The organism is Streptomyces sp. NPDC001401, assembly GCF_042895385.1.
Taxonomy (GTDB): Bacteria; Actinomycetota; Actinomycetes; order Streptomycetales; family Streptomycetaceae; genus Streptomyces.
On sequence record NZ_JBIAWI010000004.1, the window covers coordinates 535,382 to 556,286 of the forward strand.

Sequence of the window (20,905 nt, forward strand, 5' to 3'; positions counted from 1 at the left end):
TGCGTCAGGTGAGCGTCCGACGTCACTGGGGCGAATGTCAACGCCGCAACTTCCGTCAGATCCAGGAAAGGCTCCAGAGCCGGAACACGCCGGTGCCGTCGTCCAGATACTGGCTGCCGCCGACGTCCTCGCTGCTGAGGACGTATTCCTTGCCCTGCCACAGCGGGATGACCGGCACGTCGTGGGCGACGTCCTGCTGGAGCGTGCTGAAGTCCGAGGCCGCCTCGCCACGGTCGGCATATCGCTGGCTGGCCTGAATCAGCTGATCGACCGCCTTGTTGCTGTAGCCGGTGTTCATGGTGCCGTCGGTGCCGACGAGCGGGGCGCCGAAGGTGTCGGGGTCGGGGTAGTCGGCGACCCAGCCGACGGCGTAGGCGTCCAGCTTCCCGGTCGCCCAGCGCTTCTGGAAGTCGGACCACTCGTAGCCCTTGAGGGTCACCTTGAACAGGCCGCTCGACTCCAGTTGCTTCTTGATGGCCTCGGCCTCCTGCTCGGCGGAGCCGCGGCCCTTGCCGTAGCCGTAGGTGAAGCGGACCGGCAGCGTCACGCCGGCCTCGGTGAGCAGGGTCTTCGCCTTCGTCGTGTCCTGCTTCGGGTAGGCGTCGAAGAACGATGTGGTGTGGCCGGTGATGCCCGTCGGGATCAGCGAGTACAGCGGGTCGACGGTCCCCTGGTACACCGTGGCGGCGAGCTGCTCCCGGTTGATCAGCCAGGCCATGGCCTGGCGGACCCTGACGTCGTGCAGGGGCGCGTTCGCGCGGGTGTTGAGGTAGAGGTTGCGGGTCTCGGAGCTGTCGGACTCGGCCAGGCGCTGGTTCGGGTCGCTCGCCGAGAGCCCGGACAGGACCTTGGGGGGCAGCTGGCGGGTGGCGGCGTCGATCTGCTTCGCGTTCCAGGCCTTGTCGAGGGCGTCCGAGTCGGCGTAGTAGAGCAGGTCGACGGGCCGGCCCGTCTTCTGGATGGCGCCCTTGTACTGGGTGTTCGGCTCGAGAGTCGCCTTCTTGCCCTTTGTATACGCCGTCAGTTCGTACGGTCCGGTGCCGTCGGCGCCGGGGTCGGTGCGCAGGCCCTTCTTCGGGTACTTGTGGCTGTCGACGATCGAGCCGGCCCCCGTGGCCACCTTGAACGGGAAGGTGGCGTCGGGCGAGGACAGGCGGAAGGTGACCGTCAGGCCGTTCGCGTCGACCGAGTGGAGCGTGCTCAGCAGGGAGGACGGGCCGACGTCGGAATTGATCGCCTTGACCCGGTCGAAGGAGTACTTGACGTCCTCGGCGGTCATCGTGCGGCCGCTGGGGAAGGTGAGCCCCGTCCGCAACGTGCAGCGGTAGGTGGTCAGTTGGCTGCCCACGAAGCCGCAGCTCTTTGCCGCGTCGGGCACCGGCGAGGCGCCGCCCGGCTCGAAGGTCAGCAGTGACTGGAAAACGTTGCTGAACAAGGCCCAGGAGCCCGCGTCATAGGCCCCGGCCGGATCGAGCGAGGTGACCTCGTCCGTCGTGCCGACCTCGATGGTCCTGTCGGTGTTCTCCTGCGAGGGCAGCAGCTGCCAGCCGCCCACCCCTACACCCGCCAGTACCAGCAGTGTCGCAAGAATCCGCATGCGAACCGAGCGCATCGGTTGCCCTCCCCGGGCCCGACGGGCCCCGCCCCACATGCCACTCCCCTAGTGGCGCGGCTCACCTAATCACAGGTTTTTCACCTGGGGGAAGAGGGTTTTGTTGAGTTGAGAAAGAAGTTACCGCAAGGGGTTTCCACCAGGTTTCACAGGGCCCTCACAGGGTCCGCGGCGCATGGTTTCGGCCAGCGGTTTCCATCGGACCCTTGGGTCCGCTCAGGCGTGCGTCGACGCCAGTTCGATCACGGTGATGTCCGACGGTGCGCCCACGCGCGTGGGCGGCCCCCAGGCGCCCGCGCCCCGGCTGACGTAGAGCTGTGTGTCGCCGTAGCGCTCGAGGCCCGCGACGGTCGGGTTCGCGGCGGCCGCGATGAAGTTGCCGGGCCAGAGCTGGCCGCCGTGGGTGTGGCCGGAGAGCTGGAGGTCGACGCCGTGCCTGACGGCGTCGTGGATCTGGACCGGCTGGTGGGCAAGGAGCACGCACGCGCGTGCCGTGTCCCGGTCGCCGAGCGCCTTGGTGAAGTCGGGGCCCTGGCCCTCGCTCTCGCCCGCGATGTCGTTGACGCCGGCGAGGTCGAACCACGGCAGCTCGGTGCGGGCGTTCTCCAGGGGGTGCAGCCCGAGCCGCCGCACCTCCTCGACCCACTGCGCGGCGCCGGAGAAGTACTCGTGGTTGCCGGTGACGAAGTAGGACGGCGCGTTCAGCTGCGACAGCGGTGCCGCCGCCGGGCCCAGGTTCTTCACGCTGCCGTCCACCAGGTCGCCGACGACCGCGACGATGTCCGGCTGGGTGGAGTTGATCGTGTCGACGACCTTCTGCGCGAAGCCCCGGCCGAGGGTCGGGCCCAGGTGGATGTCGCTGACCACCGCGATGCGGTAACCGTGCGCCCCGCGCGGGAGCTTGGCCAGCGGCACGGTGACGCGCTTCACACCGGGGCCGCGCAGCACGCCGTAGGTGCCGTAGCCGACCGTTCCCACGGCGGCAGCGGCGGCGGCGCCCGCGACCACGCGGGAGACGAAGAGGCGGCGCGACGGCTCCGAGGGCGGGGCGGACCCGGGCTCGGGCTCCGGCGCCTTCGGCGGTACGGATCCGGCCGGTACCGGCTGCGCCTGCGGTACGGCGGCCGTGGCGTGCGCCCGCCGCGCCGGCAGACGGCGCAGCAGGGGCCGTACGACCTCACCCGCCACCACGGCAAGGAGCAGATAGATCGACAGCGCGAGCCACAGGAAGCCGGGCCAGGCGAGGACCTGCTGGAGCCAGAAGGGCGCGCCCGCGCGCTCGCCGACGACGGCGCCGACCGCCAGCACCCAGCCACCCGCGATCATCGCCGCACCCACGCGGCGCGCGAGGCCCGGGCCCCGGGTCGTGTCGCGGAACAGACGGCGCCACAGGTACCAGTTGCCCGCTACGAGGACGCCGAGCGCCAGCAGCGCGAATACCCCGAAGACGACGACCATCGTGCCGTGACCCCCGTTGCCGGTTCTGCCGTTTGTGTGTATTTGGCGCGGTTTATGAGGTCTGGCGCAAAGCGCGCAGTCCACGCAACCCGATGCCCCCGATGACCGTCCCCAATACGAAGGAGACGACGGCGAGGGTCAGATGCACCCAGAAGTACGCCGTCGGGTGACCGTCGTCGAACGCGAGCCCGCTGCCGTCCTTGATGAGATTTTTAACGAAAGTGACCCAGATGACCCAGGACCACACCCCGAAGGCGAGCAGGAACCAGGAGACCGGGCGGCTGAGCTTCATGCGTTCAGTATCGCCGCCGCCCGTTCCGTTCCGTGCCCGGGGTGGGGTGGGAGGCGGGACTTCACGTCCCGTGGCATGTACGTTCTCGTCCGTGCCCGCTCCCAAGAAGACCGTCAGGCGATCCCTGCTGGTCACCTCCGCCGTCCTGTCCTCGTTCGCGCTGACCGCGCCCGTCTCCTTCGCGGACCCGAGTCCCTCGACGCGTCCGTCGGCCACTCCCCCGGCGAACATGTCGTCCGTGGGCGGCACCCGCCTCGGGCAGCCGGGCACACAGGTCGATCTGGGCAGCGGCGCCCCCGTGCTCCCCAAGGACATCACCGCGCGCTCGTGGATCGTCGCCGACGCCGAGTCGGGCGAGGTGCTCGCCGCGCACAACGCGCACTGGCGGCTGCCCCCGGCGAGCACGATGAAGATGCTGTTCGCGGACACGGTGCTGCCGAAGTTCCCGAGCACCCAGAAGCACGAGGTGGCGCCCTCCGACCTGGCGGGCATGGGCGCCGGTTCCAGCATGGTCGGGATAAAGGAGGGCGAGACGTACACGGTCCACGACCTGTGGCTCGGCGTCTTCCTGCGCTCGGGCAACGACGCCGTGCACGTGCTGTCCGCGATGAACGACGGCGTCGACAACACCGTCAAGGAGATGAACGAGCACGCCGAGGAGCTCCAGGCCCTCGACACACACGTGGTCACGCCCGACGGATACGACGCCCCGGGGCAGGTCTCGTCCGCGTACGACCTGACGCTGTTCGCCCGCTCCGGGCTGCAGAAGAAGGACTTCCGCGAGTACTGCTCGACGGTCCGCGCGAACTTCCCCGGCGAGACCACGAAGAAGAAGGGCAAGTCGGTCCGCGACTCCTTCGAGATCCAGAACACCAACCGGCTGCTGACCGGCGACTCCGACGTCTCCGTCTACCAGGGCATCGCGGGCGTCAAGAACGGCAACACGACGAACGCGGGCGCGACCTTCACCGGTGTCGCCGAGCGGAACGGCAGGGTGCTGCTGGTCACTGCCATGAACCCGGAGAAGAGCGAGCACAACGAGGTCTACAAGGAGACCGCCAAGCTCTTCGACTGGGGCTTCGCGGCGGCCGGAAAGGCCCGCCCGGTGGGTGAGCTGGTCGCGCCGAAGAGCGCCGCGCAGTCGAGCGCCCAGCCCGGCGGGAACGCGTCGGCGGGCCAGGCGGGCGGGGCCGGCAAGGCGTCCGGCTCACCGGTGGCGAGCGCCTCGGCCGCGGGCCGCTCCGGCGGCATGGGGGTCGCCTTCGCCATAAGCGGTGGGGTGCTGGTGCTGCTCGCGGCGGCCGCGTTCCTGGTCAACCGCCGCTGGCCGCTGCCGGATCTGGTACGTCGCCGGTCCCGTCCGTGAGTTCTTCCCTGCCGTCCCCCTCGTCGCTCTCATCTCCCTCGTCCCCCTGATCGCCCTCGTCCTGCTCGCTCTGCGTCGCCGTCCACGCGGCGCAGAACAGGACCAGCTTCGCCGTGAAGTTGATCCACAGCAGCAGGGCCACGGGCACGCCGAACGCGCCGTACATGCTCTTCCCGGCCACGCCCTGCATATAGCCGCTGAGCAGCGTCTTCAGCAGCTCGAAGCCGACCGCGCCGATCAGCGCGGCGACCATCAGCCGGCGGCGGGACGGTTCGACGCCGGGCAGCAGGGTGAGGACGTACAGGAGCAGCAGGAAGTCGGCGAGCACGGCGACGGCGAACGCGGCGATGTGCAGCAGGATGCCGCCCCAGCCGCCGTTCTCGATGCCGAGCTGCCTGGTGATCCAGCCGACCATCGCGGAGGCGACGGTGGAGATGGCGAGCGTGACGAGGACGGCGCCGCCGAGGCCGACGAGGATGCCCAGGTCCTTGACCTTGCGCAGGACGGGGTTCTCCTCCTGGTCGGGCAGCTCCCACACCGCGCGCAGGCACTCGCGCGTCGAGCCCGCCCAGCCGATGCCGGTGAACAGCAGCAACGCTCCCGCGATGAGGCCGATGGCGCCGGCGTTCTGGACCAGGCTCTGGATGTCGAGCTGGTCGGAGATGCCCGGCACCTGCTCGGCGATCTTGTTCTGCAGGTCGTTCTGCTGTTGCTTGCTGAGCGTGGCCGCGGCGATCGCGGCGGCCACGGTGAGCAGCGGGAACAGCGCGACGAAGCTGGTGAACGTCATCGCCGCGGCAAGCCGGGTCCACTTCACCCGGTCCAGACGTTCGTACGACCGCCACGCGTGCGTGAGCGTCAGGCGCGCCACCAGCGGCCCGACGAAGGGGAGCTTCTTCAGCCAGTCCATGATCAGACTCTCCCCCAGGTGTGGAAGACCAATGTGCGAGTACCCCGCAAACCCCGAAGACACAGCACGGTGCCGCACAGCACCGTGCCGCCGAGCGCCTTGCCCCTGGTCGCTTGCCCCTGGCCGGGTGGGCGCGTGGCGCGTGGGTCACCAGTGCGCCACCGCCAGGCCGTACATCGCGAGCCAGACCAGGGCGATCAGGGCGAGGGCGCGGTCGCGCAGGACGACGTCCTCGGGTTCGCCGGCCGTGCCGCGGTCGGCGAAGACGGCGTACCGGAGGATCGCGAGGATGAAGGCCACCATGGAGAGCTGACGCCAGGGCAGCACGCCGGTGTGCCGGGCCCGGCCCTCCTCCAGGGCCCACAGGCAGTAGCCGAGGACGGCGACGGCGGCCGCCAGCTGCCACACGAAACGCAGGTAGCCGGTGGAGTACTCGGTGAGCAACGCGCGCGTGGCGCCCGTTTTCCCGGCCATCTGGACGGCTTCGGAGTAGCGCTTGGCCGACACCATGAACAGCGCGCCGAAGCCGGTCGTGATCAGGAACCAGCGGGACAGCGGAATCCCCAGCGCGAGTCCGCCGACCATCGCCCGCATCAGGAATCCGGTCGTCACGACGACGAGGTCGACGACGAGGACGTGCTTGAGGCTGACGCAGTACGCCAGCTGCATGCCGACGTACGCGCTCAGCAGCGCCGCGACCTCCGGCGAGACCAGCCACGCCGAGGCGGTCGGCGTGAGGACGCCGAGGGCGGCTCCGAGGGAGTACGCGACGGGTACGGGGACCTGTCCCGCGGCTACGGGGCGGTGGCGCTTGGTGGGGTGGGCGCGGTCGGCCTCGGCGTCGCGGGCGTCGTTGATCAGGTAGACGGCGACGGCGCAGGCGGTGAACAGGGCGAAGACCAGGGCGAGTTGGGCCATCGAGTGGCGGGAGAAGAGCCGGCCGGCCGCGGCGGGGGCGGCGGCGACCAGTAGGTTCTTGATCCACTGCTTGGGGCGTGCGGTTCTCAGCAGGCCCCTCAGGAGGGCGCCGAGGGAGCCTTTGCGGGGTGGTGCGGTGTTCCGGTTCGGTGTGCGCTGCTCCAGGAGCGCCGCGTCCTTCGTGCGTGCGCTGCCCCTGAGAGGCGCCGTCTCAGTCATGAGCGCCCCCTCTCATCCAGCGTGACCCCATGCGTGCCGTGAGCGCTCCCAGCGCGACGCCCGCCGCCACGTCCGAGGGGTGGTGCACGCCGACGACCAGGCGGGAGAGGCACATCGCGGCGGCGAGCGGCGGGATCACATGCGCGCCGAGCGCCCCGTAGGCGACGGCGGCCGCCGCGGCGGAGGTCGCGTGGGAGCTCGGGAAGGAGTGCCGGCCGAGGGTGCGTACGAGGGGTTCGACATGCGCCGGGCGCGGACGGCGCACCACTCTTTTCACCCCCATGCTGACCAGGTGCGCGCCCGCGGTGAGCGCCGCCCCGCGCAACCAGGCACCGCGCCGCGCTCCGTCCACGGCAGCTCCCGCGAGGCCCGCCGCGAGCCACAGCGCACCGTGCTCACCGGCCCACGAGAGGGCGCGCGCGGCGCCGGCGACGCACGGCGCGCTGCCGCACGCCCGCAGTGCAGAAAGGATTTGGCGGTCCAGGTGGTCCAGCTGGTCCAGGTGCTCCATGTGGACTCACTGTTCACGCCGAGACCGATAAAACTCTGACAATATTGAGCGACATCCCATTAATCACCCATTTCGGGGAGAAGTGTCACGTTTCAATGCTGACCGGTTATATATGGGCGATACGGTCACCGATATGTCTGCCGACACCGCTCCGGTCACCGTCACCGGCTGGGGCCGCACCGCCCCCACTGCGGCCCGTCTGATCCGCCCACGGACGTACGAGGAGGCCGCGGCCGCCGTCCGGGGCTGCGGGGTCCGCGGAGGCATCCCCCGGGGCCTGGGACGGGCGTACGGGGACGCGGCGCAGAACGCCGGCGGGGCGGTGCTCGACATGACGGGCGTGGACCGCATCCACGCGATCGACGCCGCCGGCGGCACCGTGCTGTGCGACGCGGGCGTCTCCCTGCACCGTCTGATGGAGGTGCTGCTGCCGCTGGGCTGGTTCGTGCCGGTGACGCCCGGCACGCGTTATGTGACGGTCGGCGGCGCGATCGGAGCGGACGTCCACGGCAAGAACCACCACGTCTCCGGTTCCTTCTCCCGGCACGTCCTGTCGCTGGAGCTCCTCACCGCCGACGGCAGCATCCGCACCGTGAGCCGCGGCACGCCCCTGTTCGACGCCACCGCCGGAGGCATGGGTCTGACCGGCGTGATCCTCACGGCCACCATCGGGCTCCTGCCGGTCGAAACCGCCCTGATGTCGGTGGACACGGAGCGCGCCACGGACCTCGACGACCTGATGGCGCGTCTCGCGGCCACCGACCACCGCCACCGCTACTCGGTCGCGTGGATCGACCTGCTGGCCCGCGGCGCGGCGACGGGACGCGCGGTCCTCACCCGCGGCGACCACGCCCCGCTCGAAGCGCTGCCCGCACGCGCGCGTGGAGCGCCGCTGGCCTTCCGCACCCCGCAGTTCCCGCCGGCCCCCGCCTTCCTCCCGGAGGGCCTGCTCAGCCGCACGACCGTGGGCCTGTTCAACGAGCTCTGGTACCGGACGGCGCCACGCGCGCGTACCGGCCAACTGCAGCGGATCTCCACCTTCTTCCACCCTCTGGACGGCGTGCCCCACTGGAACCGCATCTACGGCCGCGGCGGCTTCGTGCAGTACCAGTTCGTCGTCGGACACGGCCAGGAGGACGCCCTGCGCCGGATCGTGCGGCGCATCTCCGAGCAGCGCTGCCCGTCCTTCCTGGCCGTCCTCAAGCGGTTCGGGGAGTCCGCCCCGGGGTGGCTGTCGTTCCCCGTGCCCGGCTGGACGCTCGCCCTGGACCTCCCGGCGGGCCTGCCCGGCCTCGGCGCGTTCCTCGACGAACTCGACGAGGAGGTCGCCACGGCCGGCGGCCGCGTCTACCTCGCCAAGGACTCCCGGCTGCGCCCCGAACTCCTCGCTGCGATGTACCCGCGCCTCGACGACTTCCGGGCACTGCGCACGGAACTCGACCCGCGCGGCGTGTTCACGTCCGATCTCTCCCGCCGTCTCGCCATCTAGGCACCTAGGAGCTGCTGTCGTGAAGGACGCCTTCGGCCTCCCCCAGTCCCTGCTCGTCCTCGGCGGTACGTCCGAGATCGCGCTCGCCACGGCCCGCCGTCTCATCGCGCGCCGCACCCGCACGGTGTGGCTCGCCGGACGCCCCTCGCCCGCCCTGGAGCAGGCCGCGGAGCAACTGCGCGGCCACGGTGCCGACGTGCACACCGTCGCCTTCGACGCGCTCGACCCCGACTCCCACGAGACGGCCCTCGGCAAGGTCTTCGCGGAGAGCGACGTCGACATGGTGCTGCTCGCCTTCGGAATCCTCGGCGACCAGGCGCGCGACGAGCGCGAACCGGCCTGGGCGGTGCGTGTCGCGCAGACCAACTACACGGGCGCGGTGTCGGCGTCCCTGGTGTGCGCACGCGCGCTGCAGTCGCAGGGCCACGGCTCGCTGGTGGTGCTCTCCTCCGTCGCCGGCGAGCGGGCCCGCCGCAGCAACTTCATCTACGGTTCCAGCAAGGCCGGCCTGGACGCCTTCACACAGGGCCTGGGCGACGCGCTGTACGGCACGGGCGTGCACGTCATGGTCGTACGCCCCGGGTTCGTACGGTCGAAGATGACCGCCGGCCTCGAGGAGACACCGCTCGCGACGACGCCGGAGGCGGTCGCGACGGCCGTCGAACTGGGGCTGCGGCGGCGCTCGGAGACGGTGTGGGTGCCCGGCACGCTGCGCGTGGTGATGTCGGCCCTGCGGCACGTGCCGCGCGGGGTGTTCCGCCGGCTGCCCCTGTAGCCACGGCCCCAGGTCGTTACCGGGTGGGCAGGGAGCCGCGCTCCACGTGCCCGGCCTGCGGCGGCACCACGGAGCCGCCGAAGGTGTACTCCCGCAGCTTGCGCCATACGCCGTCCGCGCCCTGTTCGTAGAGGGCGAAGCCGGTGCACGGCCAGTCCGCCTCGTAGCCGGCGAGTTCCTCGAAGGCGCGGTCCATCGCCTCGTCGTCGATGCCGTGCGCCACCGTGACATGCGGGTGGTACGGGAACTGCAGTTCGCGCGGGACGGGGCCGGAGGGGTCGCGGAGCTGCTTCTGCAGCCGGGTGCAGGCCTCGGCGCCCTCGGCGACCCGCACGTAGACGACGGGTGACAGGGGCCGGAAGGTGCCGGTGCCGGACAGCCGCATCGGGAACGGCCGGCCGGCCGCGGCGACCTCGGTCAGGTGCCCCTCGACGGCCGGCAGGTCGCTGCCGTCGACCTCGGTCGGCGGCAGCAGGGTGACGTGCGTGGGGATGCCGTGAGCAGCGGCGTCGCCGAAGCCCGCGCGCAGCTGTTGGAGCAGGCTGCCGTAAGGCTCCGGGACCGCGATCGACACGCCGATCGTTACGGTCCCCACGTCGTCTCCTGTCGTCGTGACGGATTTGTTCTCAGCCGTCGGCTATCGACTGTAAGGCCACGGCTGTGTCGCGGGCAGGCGCAACCATAGTGATGTGCAGCGCTCTGCCGGGTGGTACGTGCGTGCGCTGGTGTACGTCAGTGCTTGGCAGGCAGGAAGCCCACCTTGTCGTACGCCTGGGCGAGGGTCTCCGCGGCGACTGCGCGGGCCTTCTCCGCGCCCTTGGCCAGGATCGAGTCGAGCGTCTCCGAGTCGTCCAGGTACTGCTGGGTGCGCTCCCGGAAGGGCGTCACGAAGTCGACCATGACCTCGGCGAGGTCCGTCTTGAGGGCGCCGTACATCTTGCCCTCGTAGTCCTGCTCCAGCTCGGCGACCGACTTGCCGGTGAGGGTCGAGTAGATGGTGAGCAGGTTGCTGACGCCGGGCTTGTTCTCGGCGTCGTAGCGGATGACGGTGTCGGTGTCGGTGACCGCGCTCTTGACCTTCTTGGCGGTGGCCTTGGGGTCGTCGAGGAGGTTGATGAGGCCCTTCGGCGTGGACGCCGACTTGCTCATCTTGATCGACGGGTCCTGCAGGTCGTAGATCTTCGCCGTCTCCTTGAGGATGTACGGCTTCGGGATCGTGAAGGTCTCGCCGAAGCGGCCGTTGAAGCGCGTGGCGAGGTCACGGGTGAGCTCGACGTGCTGGCGCTGGTCCTCGCCGACCGGGACCTCGTTGGCCTGGTAGAGCAGGATGTCGGCGACCTGGAGGATCGGGTACGTGAACAGGCCGACGGAGGCGCGGTCGGCACCCTGCCGGGCGGACTTGTCCTTGAACTGGGTCATACGGGAGGCCTCGCCGAAACCGGTGAGGCAGTTCATGACCCAGGCCAGCTGGGCGTGCTCGGGGACATGGCTCTGGACGAAGAGTGTGCAGCGCTCCGGGTCGAGACCGGCCGCGAGCAGCTGGGCGGCGGCGAGCCGGGTGTTGGCGCGCAGCTCCGCCGGGTCCTGCGGAACGGTGATCGCGTGCAGGTCGACGACCATGTAGAACGCGTCGTGGCTCTCCTGCAGTGCCACCCACTGGCGGACGGCGCCGAGGTAGTTGCCGAGGTGGAACGAGCCTGCGGTGGGCTGGATTCCGGAGAGCACACGAGGACTGTCAGAGGCCATGTTCACCATTCTCTCAGGTCTGTCGAGCCGATCCGGAACTGGTCGGAAACAGGTGGGAACCGATCCATCTCCTGCGGTGTAACAAGAGTGTGAGAACGCGGGAGGGGGGCCGCATCGTCGATGAGGCCGCGGTGATCGCACGTGTACGCGCCGGGGAGCCGGAGGCGTATGCGGAGCTGGTGCGGGCCCATACGGGCATCGCGCTCAGGGCGGCCGCGGCGCTCGGGGCGGGAGCGGACGCGGAGGACGTGGTGCAGCAGGCCTTCGTCAAGGCGTACTGCGCGCTGGGCAAGTTCCGGGACGGCGCGGCCTTCAAGCCGTGGCTGCTGTCGATCGTCGCCAATGAGACGAGGAACACAGTGCGCACGGCGGCGCGACAGCGCACGCTCGCCGGCCGGGAGGCGGCCCTCGTGGAGGCGGAGCCGCTGATACCGGAATCGGCGGACCCGGCGGTGGCGACGCTGGAGACGGAGCGCCGCGCGGCGCTGCTGTCCGCCCTGGAGAAGCTGAGCGAGGAGCACCGCCTGGTCGTCACCTACCGCTATCTCCTGGAGATGGACGAGTCCGAGACGGCCCAGGCCCTGGGCTGGCCTCGCGGGACGGTCAAGTCCCGCCTGAACCGCGCTCTGCGCAAGCTGGGCCGACTGCTGCCGGATTTCAGGCCTCGGGAAGGGGGTGATGAGCGTGAGTGAGGGACGAAGCGCGTACGACGGTGAGGGCGGCCGGGGTCGGGGCCGCGAGGACCGCGCTTCCGGGCTGCTGGAGGAGCTGCGGGCGCTCGGCCGGTCGCTGGACGCACCCGGGAGCGGCGATGCGGACGGTTCCCTCGGTGCCGAGACGATGGTCGAGCGGGTGCTGGGACAGATACTGGCCGAGCATGTGCCGGTCCCGGCGGTCGAGCCCCGGAGCCCCCGTGAGCGGCTGCGCGCGGTCCGGCGCTGGACCCGGCTGCGGTGGCGCCCGCTGACCGCGGTCCTGTGCGGTCTGCTGACGGTTCTCGTGCTCACGCCCCCGGTGCGGGCCGCGGTCTTCGACTGGTTCGGCTTCGGTGGGGTCGAGGTGCGGTACGACCCGTCGGCGGTGCCCTCGCCGGGTGCCTCGGTGCCGGGCTGCGGCACATCGGTGTCGCTGGGGCAGGCCGAGCACCGGGCCGGCTTCGAGCCGCTGGTGCCGGACGCGCTCGGGGTGCCGGACACGGTGGCGGTGACGAGCCAGCCGCACGGCCGGTTCCTGGTCAGCCTGTGCTGGCGGGAGGACGGGCGCACGGTCCGGCTGGACGAGTTTCCGGAGCGGCTGGACGTCGGCTTCACCAAGGTCCTGCGCGAGCCACCGGAGTGGATCGGGCTGGGCGGGGAGCCCTCGGCGGACGGGGTGCAGGAGTACGCCCTGTGGTTCCCGCGCCCGCACCTGCTGAGCTTCTGGCTGGTCGACCCGGACGAGAACCGCTTCACCCGCAAGGAGCGGACCGCCGGGCCGACGCTCCTGTGGACCCGTCACCAGGCCGGCGAGGGCGAGATGACACTGCGGCTGGAGGGGGTGGCGTCCAGGACCCGGGCAGTGGAGCTCGCAAGGTCCCTGGAGAAGCGGCTCGAGAGCAACGATTCATCTAGATAGTGCGCTGTATCAGGAAATAGCCCGCTGAGATGGAACCCCGTCGGCCCGAGCGGTGTACCAGAAGTGACACGCAGCTCGCGAGCGGGCCGCACGGGGTTACTGGTTGGGGGGACGGGATGCGCAGGTGGAGGGGCAGGGTTCGCGAACCGGCAGTGCTGATCGGGGCGTCGGTATCCGCGGTGGCGATGGCCCTGTGCGGAATGCAGACGACCACTGCGGCGGCGGAGACACCCACGCTGGCGCAGGGCCGGGACGTCCCGGATCTGGCCCTGGTCATGGTGGGCAGCTCGGGGCGGACAACGGCGGTGCGCTCCGGCGAGCCGGACTTCGCCCGCCTGTGGCAGTTGCTGCAGCCAATGCACTCAGGAACGGAGCGGGTGCCGGAAGCCTGGGAGGAAGGCCGGTATCCGCTGGTACGGCTCACCGTGGTCTGGGGGCTGACGGGGATAGGTGGCTGGCCCCTGACGAACGGGCCTCCGGACGGTGACGTGGCCATCGAGCGGCAGGACCAGCTGCTCGTGGCGGCGGACGGCACACCGTGGGTGCGCTCGGATCCGGCACCTGAGGTGGAGGACGACGACATCCGCTGGCACCGGGCACCGCGCTCCGTCTTCGACCAGCTGTACCGGCAGGGACTGCTCGGGATGTCCGGGAAGGAGGCCTTCGCGTACGGCGGCGCCCGCGAGGCGTCCTGGGTGCATGCGTCCGACTTCTGGTGGGTTCCGGGGGTGGCCGTGGGCCTGGTGGTCGGTGCCGGAGGCACGCTGCTGATACGCCGCGCGGCGGCCCGGCAGGGTGCCGGACCGCCGCGGGAGGAGCCACGACAGGAGCTCATCGATCTCTGAGAATCACCGATCTCCGAACGCCGTCGGTCTTTGAGAGTCGTCGATCTTTGAAAACTCAAGAGCGAGCGCTGGTCAGCCCAGGTCGATCTCCGGGTACAGCGGGAAGCCGGCCACGAGGTCGGTGGCGCGGCGGGAGATCTCGTCCGCGATCTTCGGGTCGAGGACGTGCTGCGCCTTGGACGGGGCGCCCGACTTGGTGGTGCCCGGCTCGGTGCTGGTCAGCACACGGTCGATGAGGCCCGCGACCTCGTCCATCTCGGCGGTGCCCAGGCCACGCGTGGTCAGGGCGGGGGTGCCGATGCGGATGCCGGAGGTGTACCAGGCGCCGTTGGGGTCGGCGGGGATGGCATTGCGGTTGGTGACGATGCCCGAGTCGAGCAGGGCGGCCTCGGCCTGGCGGCCGGTGAGGCCGTAGGAGGTGGCGACGTCGATGAGGTTGAGGTGGTTGTCGGTGCCGCCGGTGACGAGGGTGGCGCCCCGGCGCATCAGGCCTTCCGCCAGCGCGCGGGAGTTGTCGACGATGCGCTGGGCGTAGTCCTGGAAGGAGGGCCTGCGTGCCTCGGCGAAGGCGACGGCCTTGGCGGCCATGACGTGCGGGAGCGGGCCGCCGAGGACCATCGGGCAGCCGCGGTCGACCTGGTCCTTGAGGGAGTCGTCGCACAGCACCATGCCGCCGCGCGGGCCGCGCAGCGACTTGTGGGTGGTGGTGGTGACGATCTGGGCGTGCGGGACCGGGTCGAAGTCGCCGGTCAGCACCTTGCCCGCCACCAGGCCGGCGAAGTGCGCCATGTCCACCATCAGGGTCGCACCGACCTCGTCGGCGATCTCGCGCATGATGCGGAAGTTCACGAGACGGGGGTAGGCGGAGTAGCCGGCGACGATGATCAGCGGCTTGAACTCGCGGGCGGAGACGCGCAGGGCCTCGTAGTCGATGAGGCCGGTGGCGTGGTCGGTGCCGTAGGAGCGCTGGTCGAACATCTTGCCGGAGATGTTCGGGCGGAAGCCGTGGGTGAGGTGGCCGCCGGCGTCCAAGGACATACCGAGCATGCGCTGGTTGCCGAAGGCCTGGCGGAGCTCGGCCCAGTCGGCCTCGGTGAGGTCGTTGACCTGACGGACGCCGGCCTTCTCCAGAGCGGGGGCCTCGACGCGCTGGGCGAGGACCGACCAGAAGGCGACGAGGTTGGCGTCGATGCCGGAGTGCGGCTGGACGTAGGCGTGGCGGGCGCCGAAGAGCTCCTTGGCGTGTTCGGCGGCGAGGGACTCGACAGTGTCGACATTGCGACAGCCGGCATAGAAGCGGCGGCCGATGGTGCCCTCGGCGTACTTGTCGCTGAACCAGTTGCCCATGGCGAGGAGGGTGGCCGGGGAGGCGTAGTTCTCGGAGGCGATCAGCTTGAGCATCTCGCGCTGGTCGTGAACCTCCTGGCCGATGGCGTCGGCGACACGCGGCTCCACGGCGCGGATCACATCGAGGGCGGCACGGAAGGCGGTGGACTCGGTGGAGAGGGGCTGCTGCTCTGACATGTCGTCGGCCTCCGGGTGGCGTGGCTTGAAGCGTTCACGGTTCACGGTTGGCCCAGGCGCACGGCACTCGCTCACACACAGGCCGCTCCCCGATGGTCGGTCCCATCCCAGCGCGCCAGTCACGGCCCGCCGATCAGCCTACCGGGCGCGTCGAAAGGCAGAGGTCCCGCGTCCACCATGCGAGCGACGATAGGAAAGGGGCACCCTCAGAGCACCTGGCACCTTCTGGAGATCCCGTGACCGCTACGGAGACACTCATCGCCGCCGCCGACGCGCACACCGCGCACAACTACCACCCGCTGCCCGTGGTCGTCGCCACTGCGGACGGGGCGTGGATGACCGATGTGGAGGGGAGGCGGTATCTGGACCTGCTGGCCGGTTACTCGGCGCTCAACTTCGGCCATCGCAACAGGCGCCTGGTGGAGGCCGCGAAGGCGCAGCTGGATCGGGTCACGCTGACGTCGAGGGCGTTCCATCACGACCGGTTCGCGGCGTTCTGCTCCGAGCTCGCCGAGCTGTGCGGGATGGAGTTGGTGCTGCCGATGAACACGGGCGCGGAGGCGGTCGAGACGGCGGTGAAGACGGCCCGGAAGTGGGGGTACCGCGTCAAGGGCGTGCCCGCGGAGATGGCGAAGATCGTGGTCGCGGGCAACAACTTCCACGGCCGTACGACGACGTTGATCAGCTTCTCCACCGACCCGGAGGCACGGGCGGACTTCGGGCCGTACACCCCCGGCTTCGAGATCGTGCCGTACGGGGACCTGACGGCGATGCGGTCGGCGGTCACGGAGAACACGGTGGCCGTGCTGCTGGAGCCGATTCAGGGCGAGGCGGGGGTGCTGGTGCCGCCTGCCGGTTATCTGCCGGCGGTGCGGGAGCTGACGCGGGAGCGGAACGTGCTGTTCGTGGCGGACGAGATCCAGTCGGGGCTGGGGCGGACCGGAAAGACCTTCGCGTGCGAGCACGAGGGCGTGGTGCCGGATGTGTATGTGCTCGGGAAGGCGCTGGGCGGCGGGATCGTGCCGGTGTCGGCGGTGGTGTCATCGGCGGATGTGCTCGGAGTGTTCCGGCCCGGTGAGCACGGGTCGACGTTCGGCGGGAATCCGCTGGCCTGTGCGGTGGCACTCGAGGTGATCGCGATGCTGCGAACGGGCGAGTTCCAGGCGCGGTCCGCCGAGCTGGGTGGTCACCTGCACCGGGAACTCGGCGCGTTGACCGGCACGGGGCGGGTGACGGCGGTGCGCGGGCGGGGGCTGTGGGCCGGCGTCGACATCGCGCCGCGGTACGGCACGGGGCGGGAGGTCTCCGAGAAGCTGATGGAGCGGCGAGTGCTGGTGAAGGACACGCACGGGTCGACGGTGCGGATCGCACCGCCGTTGGTGATCGGGAAGGAGGACCTCGACTGGGGGCTCGCGCAGTTGCGGGCTGTGCTCGGGCTCTGAGCGGCTCGGCCGGGAGTCGGCGTGCTCCCGTGCGGTTTTCGGCTTCCGGGACCTTCGGCCCTCGACGCAGCGGTGCGGAGGTCGGGAAACTCGGACGGTACGGACGTACGGGACACGTGGCGAGAGGCATGTCCGTCATGGGCGCAGGCGGGTCGGAGGCCGTGCCGGTGGGTGCGGGGCGGGGGCTGCTCTTTCGGGGTCGTGACGTCGAGGAGCTGCATGCGCTGGTGAGTGCGCGGTTCGCGCCGCATCGGCTCACGGTGCTGGACGAGCATCCGGTCGACGGGCGGTTCCGGTGCGTGCACGAAGGGGCCGTGGCGCTGTACGAGTTGGGGTACGGGGCGGAGGTCGATGTCACGCCGGGTGAGTTGCCGGAGTTCTACAACATCCATGTGCCGCTTGCCGGGGACGGCATCGTCACCGCGGACGGGGTGGCCCTGGCATCCGCGCTCAGCATCGTCAATCCGGGGCAGCGGCTGTCGATGCGGTGGAGCGGGGAGACCCTGAACCGGGTGCTGATCATTCCTCGGCAGACCATCGACCGGGCGCTCGCCGTGCGGCTGGGTGAACCGCCCATCGTGCCGCTGCACTTCGCGCCGGTGCTGGATCCGCGCGTGGGGGCGGTCCGGGCGTGGTTACGGGTGGTGCGGGCGTTCGCGGAGTTCGCCGACTCGGAGCTGGCGGCGCGATCGCCGCTGGCGGTGGGGCACTTCGAGCAGTTGCTGGTCGACGGTCTGCTGGACGCGCAGCCGCACATGCTCAGCGATGCGGTGGCGGGGCGGGGGCCCGCGGTGCTGCCCAATGCGGTACGGCGCGCCGCGGACTTCTGTGCCGAGCATGCCCACGAGCCCATCTCCGTGGCCGACATGGCGATGGCGGCGCGGGTGAGTCTGCGGAGCCTGCGGGAGGGGTTCCGGGCACATCTGGCCACGACTCCACTGGCGTATCTGCGGCGTGTACGGCTGGATCTGGCCCGGCGCGATCTGCTCGCCATCGCCGACGGACATGCGCTGGGGACGGTCACCGATGTGGCGCTGCGCTGGGGGTTCGCGCATCTGGGGCGGTTCACCGGGCACTATCGGCAGACGTACGGGGAGACGCCGTCGCAGACGTTGCGGGGGACTCGGGCTGTCCGTGAATCTGGCGCTATCCACAAAACGGTGGCGTTTCCGCCGTAACCGGATAGCCGGGTCAGGGGCGTCGGAGCGATGGTGGAACCCTGCCGCCCGGGTCGTGGACGGTGGTTCGGGGGAGCCGAGCCGGGCGGCAGCAGACGCGGGACCAACGCCCCTGGCACAGATGCACCTTGCGCCTATGCGCAAGGCCAAAGATCGGTGAGAGCCGACGCCGAGGCATCGCCGCTTCCTGTGCCTCTCCCCTACAGTCGCTTTGTGATCTTTGGGATGGTGTGCGCGCTGGGCGCGGCGGTCTGCTTCGGTACCGCGACGGTTTTGCAGGCGGTCGCCACGCGGTCGGCCAGTACGGGTGGGGGCGGAGAGGCGGCGCTGCTGCTGCGGGCGTTGCGGCAGTGGCGGTATCTGGCCGGGCTGGCGCTGGACGGGCTGGGGTTTCTGCTGCAGATCGCGGCACTGCGGTCGATCCCGATCTACGCGGTCGCTGCGGCGCTCGCGTCCAGCCTGGCGGTGACCGGGGTGGTCGCGGCGCGGCTGCTGCAGGTGCGGCTGAGCGGGACGGAGTGGGGTGCGGTCGGGGTGGTGTGCGCCGGGCTCGCCATGCTGGGGCTGGCGTCCGGGGCCGAGGGCGATCGCGAGGGGTCGACGGCGCTGAAGTACGCGATGCTCGCGATTGCCGTCGTGGTGTTGCTGCTCGGGCTGTTCGGGGGCCGGTGGTCCGGGCGGGGGCGGGCGCTGGTGCTCGGGCTGGGGGCCGGGTTCGGGTTCGGGGTGGTGGAGGTGTCGGTGCGGCTGATCGACTCGCTCGCACCGTCGGAGCTGCTCACCAACCCGGCGACGTACGCCCTGCTGCTCGGTGGAGGCGCCGCCTTCCTGCTGCTGACGTCGGCGTTGCAGCGCGGCTCGGTGACCACTGCCACCGCCGGGATGGTGATCGGCGAGACAATCGGGCCGGCGGCGGTGGGCGTGGTGTGGCTCGGGGACCGTACGCGGGAGGGGCTCGCCTGGCTTGCGGTGCTTGGGTTCGTCGTCGCCGTTGCGGGAGCGCTGGCGCTGGCGCGGTTCGGGGAGGCGCCGGCACCGGTGGCGGCCGAAGAAGCCGAAGAACCAGCGGTGTGACGGACGCGCACCGCCTCAACCCCGCGCCTGCGTGATGCCGGCCCACAGGCGGGACCTGGCCTCCAGCGCGAGGGTCGCCGTCTCGACGGCCTCCTGCCGGCGGGCGTCGTCCGTGCCGCCTTCTTTGCCGGCTGACAAGCCCCCGGCACCGTCCGCGCAATGGCGATCCGGTTGTACGCGTTGATGACGGTCGCCGCCCAGATCAGTGCCGCGATCCGCTGCTCGTCGAAGACCTCGGCGGCCTCGTCGAAGACCTCGGCGGCCTCGGCGTAGACCTCGTCCGGGACATGGCCGTCGTGAACCAGGGTCACGGCCTCGGTCAACGCCAGTGCGGCGCGCTCCCGTTCGGTGTAGAGATGCGCTGCTCGGTCTCGCCCTGGGCGCGGGCGTCCTTGGTGTGCATGTCGAGGCAGAACGCACAGCTGTTGATCTGTGTGGCACGGATCCTGATCAGTTCCAGCAGTTCCGGACCGGCCTTGGCGTCCTGTGCCGCGCAAACGGCGATTACGGCCCCGCCGATTCCGGCAGCGCCGCGCACAGCGCGTCCAGCGTCCCCGCCCAGGCGCTGTCCGGCGGTGTCCCGTACCCCACGACCAGCGCGTCACGCGGCTCGACGGTGGCGTCCGGGTGCCGGTAGCGGTGCAGCCCGTGCACCGCGAGGCCCTGCCAGGCCGCCGCCCGCAGCGTCGCCTGCTCGGTGCCCGGCGGCAGACGCAGCACCACGTGCAGGCCCGCCGCGATGCCGGTGGCGCTGACCTGGGGGGCCCGCCGCGCGAGTTCCGCGACGAGCGCGTCCCGGCGGCGGCGGTAGCGCAGCCGGGCGGCGCGCACATGGCGGTCGTACGCGCCGGAGGTGATGAACTCGGCAAGCGTGAGCTGGTCCAGGGCCCCGCACGAGTCGATGTGGCCCTTCGCCTTCGCCGCCTCGTGGGCGAGGTCCGGCGGCAGGACCAGCCAGGCCAGTCTGAGGCCGGGGGCGAGGGACTTGCTGGCCGTGCCCGCGTAGACGACGTGGTCCGGGTCCAGGCCCTGGAGGGCGCCGACGGGCTGGCGGTCGTAGCGGAACTCGCCGTCGTAGTCGTCCTCGACGAGCAGGCCGCCGGTGCGGCGCGCCCAGTCGACGGCGGCCGCCCGCCGGTCGCGATGCAGGGTGCCGCCCATCGGGAACTGGTGGGCGGGGGTGAGCAGGACCGCGGCCTCGTCCGTCAACTCCCCCGGATTCGTGCCCCGTTCGTCGAACGGCAGCGGGACCGTCCGCAGACCGGACTCCGCCAGCAGATCCCAGTGCACGTACAGGCCGTACGACTCCACGGCGATCGTGCTCGCGCCGCGCGCCCTCAGCACTGCGCAGAGGATGCGCAGGCCCTGCGAGATGCCGGCGCAGACCAGGATGCGTTCGGGGTCGGTGCGCACGCCCCGGGACCGGGCGAGGTAGCCGGCGAGAGCGGTGCGCAGTTCGATCCGGCCGCGCGGGTCGCCGTAGTCGAGGGCCTGGTACGGGGCCGCGGTGAGGGCTCGGCGGGCGGCCTTGAGCCACTCGGCGCGGGGGAAGGACGCCAGGTCGGGGAGGCCGGGGGCCAGGTCGTAGGCGGGGCGGCCGGGAGTGCGGGGGCGGGGTGCTGGCGTGGCAGGCGGGCTCACCGCCCGGTCGGCCACCCGCGTGCCCGAGCCCTGCCGGGCGGTGAGCCAGCCCTCCGCCACCAGGTCGGCGTATGCGTCGGCGACCGTGTTGCGGGCGATGCCCAGGTCGGCGGCGAGGGTGCGGGAGGAGGGCAGCCGGGTGCCGGGGGCCAGACGGCCGGTGCGCACGGCCTCGCGCAGGGCGTCGGTGAGACCCCGGCGGACCCCGGGACCCGTCGGCTCCAGGTGCAGGTCGACGCCCAAAGTGGCCCAAGGTTTCGCCATGGGAATGGACCATACCTCTGGGCTGCC

General features: G+C 71.0%; 20 protein-coding genes, 1 pseudogene and 1 riboswitch. Of the genes and pseudogenes, 9 read left to right on the forward strand and 12 right to left on the reverse strand.

Annotation, left to right across the window (positions count from 1 at the left end; genetic code table 11):
• Positions 1-55: 55 nt before the first annotated feature.
• The 3 genes from ACFY10_RS17725 to ACFY10_RS17735 form a co-directional block, all read right to left on the reverse strand.
• Entirely contained in the window at positions 56-1,612 is a 1,557-nt protein-coding gene (locus ACFY10_RS17725; protein WP_390666036.1) for an ABC transporter substrate-binding protein, read from the reverse strand.
• Positions 1,613-1,828: 216 nt separating this feature from the next.
• Positions 1,829-3,070 (reverse strand): metallophosphoesterase, encoded by a 1,242-nt coding sequence (locus tag ACFY10_RS17730; protein WP_390666037.1) that lies wholly within the window; start codon positions 3,068-3,070, stop codon positions 1,829-1,831.
• 52 nt (positions 3,071-3,122) lie between these two features.
• Entirely contained in the window at positions 3,123-3,362 is a 240-nt protein-coding gene (locus tag ACFY10_RS17735) for an SCO4848 family membrane protein (RefSeq protein WP_390666038.1), read from the reverse strand.
• Between the two features lie 91 nt (positions 3,363-3,453).
• On the opposite strand from ACFY10_RS17735, the gene ACFY10_RS17740 reads away from it, so the two are divergent.
• Positions 3,454-4,728 (forward strand): D-alanyl-D-alanine carboxypeptidase family protein, encoded by a 1,275-nt coding sequence (locus tag ACFY10_RS17740; protein WP_390666039.1) that lies wholly within the window; start codon positions 3,454-3,456, stop codon positions 4,726-4,728.
• Here the strand turns inward: ACFY10_RS17740 and ACFY10_RS17745 are convergent.
• The 3 genes from ACFY10_RS17745 to ACFY10_RS17755 all read right to left on the reverse strand — a co-directional run bounded on the left by ACFY10_RS17745 (position 4,676) and on the right by ACFY10_RS17755 (position 7,286).
• The gene (locus ACFY10_RS17745; RefSeq protein WP_390666040.1) at positions 4,676-5,638 is read right to left on the reverse strand and encodes a YihY/virulence factor BrkB family protein; all 963 of its coding nucleotides are present in this window, start codon (positions 5,636-5,638) and stop codon (positions 4,676-4,678) included. The two genes, ACFY10_RS17740 and ACFY10_RS17745, sit on opposite strands and share 53 nt — an antisense overlap.
• Positions 5,639-5,785: 147 nt before the next feature.
• The gene (locus tag ACFY10_RS17750) at positions 5,786-6,775 is read right to left on the reverse strand and encodes a decaprenyl-phosphate phosphoribosyltransferase (protein ID WP_390666041.1); all 990 of its coding nucleotides are present in this window, start codon (positions 6,773-6,775) and stop codon (positions 5,786-5,788) included.
• Entirely contained in the window at positions 6,768-7,286 is a 519-nt protein-coding gene (locus ACFY10_RS17755; RefSeq protein WP_390666042.1) for a phosphatase PAP2 family protein, read from the reverse strand. The genes ACFY10_RS17750 and ACFY10_RS17755 overlap by 8 nt, the downstream gene beginning before the upstream one ends.
• Before the next feature lie 133 nt (positions 7,287-7,419).
• On the opposite strand from ACFY10_RS17755, the gene ACFY10_RS17760 reads away from it, so the two are divergent.
• Positions 7,420-8,775 carry an FAD-binding protein gene (locus tag ACFY10_RS17760; RefSeq protein WP_390666043.1) on the forward strand — a complete coding sequence of 452 codons (1,356 nt, stop codon included), beginning with the start codon at positions 7,420-7,422 and terminating at the stop codon, positions 8,773-8,775.
• A 19-nt stretch (positions 8,776-8,794) separates the two neighbouring features.
• Complete coding sequence (locus tag ACFY10_RS17765) at positions 8,795-9,550, forward strand: decaprenylphospho-beta-D-erythro-pentofuranosid-2-ulose 2-reductase (protein ID WP_390666044.1); 756 nt, start codon at positions 8,795-8,797, stop codon at positions 9,548-9,550.
• A 16-nt stretch (positions 9,551-9,566) separates the two neighbouring features.
• On the opposite strand, the gene ACFY10_RS17770 is transcribed toward ACFY10_RS17765, so the two are convergent.
• Entirely contained in the window at positions 9,567-10,145 is a 579-nt protein-coding gene (locus ACFY10_RS17770; RefSeq protein ID WP_390666045.1) for a 2'-5' RNA ligase family protein, read from the reverse strand.
• Positions 10,146-10,282: 137 nt separating this feature from the next.
• Positions 10,283-11,296 (reverse strand): tryptophan--tRNA ligase, encoded by a 1,014-nt coding sequence (trpS, locus tag ACFY10_RS17775; RefSeq protein ID WP_390666046.1) that lies wholly within the window; start codon positions 11,294-11,296, stop codon positions 10,283-10,285.
• A 131-nt stretch (positions 11,297-11,427) separates the two neighbouring features.
• Here trpS and ACFY10_RS17780 point away from each other — a divergent pair, with 131 nt between their 5' ends.
• The 3 genes from ACFY10_RS17780 (at position 11,428) to ACFY10_RS17790 (ending at position 13,755) form a co-directional block, all read left to right on the forward strand.
• Complete coding sequence (locus ACFY10_RS17780; RefSeq protein WP_390666047.1) at positions 11,428-11,988, forward strand: RNA polymerase sigma factor; 561 nt, start codon at positions 11,428-11,430, stop codon at positions 11,986-11,988.
• On the forward strand, positions 11,975-12,910 hold the full coding sequence (locus ACFY10_RS17785; RefSeq protein ID WP_390666048.1) for a hypothetical protein: 936 nt from the start codon (positions 11,975-11,977) through the stop codon (positions 12,908-12,910). Before ACFY10_RS17780 ends, ACFY10_RS17785 begins: the two co-directional genes overlap by 14 nt.
• Positions 12,911-13,110: 200 nt before the next feature.
• Positions 13,111-13,755, forward strand: a complete 645-nt coding sequence (locus ACFY10_RS17790; protein ID WP_390666049.1) for a hypothetical protein — start codon at positions 13,111-13,113, stop codon at positions 13,753-13,755.
• Positions 13,756-13,827: 72 nt separating this feature from the next.
• Here the strand turns inward: ACFY10_RS17790 and ACFY10_RS17795 are convergent, their stop codons facing one another.
• A complete protein-coding gene (locus ACFY10_RS17795; RefSeq protein ID WP_390666050.1) occupies positions 13,828-15,279 on the reverse strand; it encodes a glycine hydroxymethyltransferase in 1,452 nt (483 codons plus the stop codon).
• Positions 15,280-15,322: 43 nt separating this feature from the next.
• Positions 15,323-15,412, reverse strand: a riboswitch (ZMP/ZTP riboswitch).
• Positions 15,413-15,515: 103 nt separating this feature from the next.
• Here ACFY10_RS17795 and rocD point away from each other — a divergent pair.
• From rocD to ACFY10_RS17810, 3 genes are all read left to right on the forward strand, one after another.
• On the forward strand, positions 15,516-16,721 hold the full coding sequence (gene rocD, locus ACFY10_RS17800) for an ornithine--oxo-acid transaminase (protein ID WP_390666051.1): 1,206 nt from the start codon (positions 15,516-15,518) through the stop codon (positions 16,719-16,721).
• A 128-nt stretch (positions 16,722-16,849) separates the two neighbouring features.
• The gene (locus tag ACFY10_RS17805) at positions 16,850-17,899 is read left to right on the forward strand and encodes an AraC family transcriptional regulator (RefSeq protein WP_390666052.1); all 1,050 of its coding nucleotides are present in this window, start codon (positions 16,850-16,852) and stop codon (positions 17,897-17,899) included.
• Positions 17,900-18,124: 225 nt separating this feature from the next.
• Positions 18,125-18,973 (forward strand): hypothetical protein, encoded by an 849-nt coding sequence (locus ACFY10_RS17810; protein WP_390666189.1) that lies wholly within the window; start codon positions 18,125-18,127, stop codon positions 18,971-18,973.
• Positions 18,974-18,988: 15 nt separating this feature from the next.
• Here ACFY10_RS17810 and ACFY10_RS17815 read toward each other — a convergent pair whose 3' ends face one another.
• From ACFY10_RS17815 to ACFY10_RS17825, 3 genes and pseudogenes are all read right to left on the reverse strand, one after another.
• Positions 18,989-19,111, reverse strand: a complete 123-nt coding sequence (locus ACFY10_RS17815) for a hypothetical protein (RefSeq protein ID WP_390666053.1) — start codon at positions 19,109-19,111, stop codon at positions 18,989-18,991.
• Positions 19,093-19,535, reverse strand: a pseudogene (locus ACFY10_RS17820) (carboxymuconolactone decarboxylase family protein); the annotation flags it as partial. The pseudogene ACFY10_RS17820 and the gene ACFY10_RS17815, both read right to left, overlap by 19 nt.
• Complete coding sequence (locus ACFY10_RS17825) at positions 19,478-20,878, reverse strand: PLP-dependent aminotransferase family protein (protein ID WP_390666054.1); 1,401 nt, start codon at positions 20,876-20,878, stop codon at positions 19,478-19,480. The gene ACFY10_RS17825 and the pseudogene ACFY10_RS17820, both read right to left, overlap by 58 nt.
• Positions 20,879-20,905 lie beyond the last annotated feature (27 nt).

Bases quoted from the DNA above. Each gene is read 5' to 3' on its own strand.
- ACFY10_RS17745 (WP_390666040.1), bottom strand. From the start codon at position 5,638: ATGGACTGGCTGAAGAAGCTCCCCTTCGTCGGGCCGCTGGTGGCGCGC.
- ACFY10_RS17760 (WP_390666043.1), top strand. From the start codon at position 7,420: ATGTCTGCCGACACCGCTCCGGTCACCGTCACCGGCTGGGGCCGCACC.
- ACFY10_RS17795 (WP_390666050.1), bottom strand. From the start codon at position 15,279: ATGTCAGAGCAGCAGCCCCTCTCCACCGAGTCCACCGCCTTCCGTGCC.
- ACFY10_RS17750 (WP_390666041.1), bottom strand. From the start codon at position 6,775: ATGACTGAGACGGCGCCTCTCAGGGGCAGCGCACGCACGAAGGACGCG.
- ACFY10_RS17805 (WP_390666052.1), top strand. From the start codon at position 16,850: ATGTCCGTCATGGGCGCAGGCGGGTCGGAGGCCGTGCCGGTGGGTGCG.
- trpS (WP_390666046.1), bottom strand. From the start codon at position 11,296: ATGGCCTCTGACAGTCCTCGTGTGCTCTCCGGAATCCAGCCCACCGCA.
- ACFY10_RS17810 (WP_390666189.1), top strand. From the start codon at position 18,125: ATGGTGTGCGCGCTGGGCGCGGCGGTCTGCTTCGGTACCGCGACGGTT.
- ACFY10_RS17790 (WP_390666049.1), top strand. From the start codon at position 13,111: ATGCAGACGACCACTGCGGCGGCGGAGACACCCACGCTGGCGCAGGGC.
- ACFY10_RS17785 (WP_390666048.1), top strand. From the start codon at position 11,975: ATGAGCGTGAGTGAGGGACGAAGCGCGTACGACGGTGAGGGCGGCCGG.
- ACFY10_RS17735 (WP_390666038.1), bottom strand. From the start codon at position 3,362: ATGAAGCTCAGCCGCCCGGTCTCCTGGTTCCTGCTCGCCTTCGGGGTG.
- ACFY10_RS17725 (WP_390666036.1), bottom strand. From the start codon at position 1,612: ATGCGCTCGGTTCGCATGCGGATTCTTGCGACACTGCTGGTACTGGCG.
- ACFY10_RS17755 (WP_390666042.1), bottom strand. From the start codon at position 7,286: ATGGAGCACCTGGACCAGCTGGACCACCTGGACCGCCAAATCCTTTCT.
- ACFY10_RS17825 (WP_390666054.1), bottom strand. From the start codon at position 20,878: ATGGCGAAACCTTGGGCCACTTTGGGCGTCGACCTGCACCTGGAGCCG.
- ACFY10_RS17730 (WP_390666037.1), bottom strand. From the start codon at position 3,070: ATGGTCGTCGTCTTCGGGGTATTCGCGCTGCTGGCGCTCGGCGTCCTC.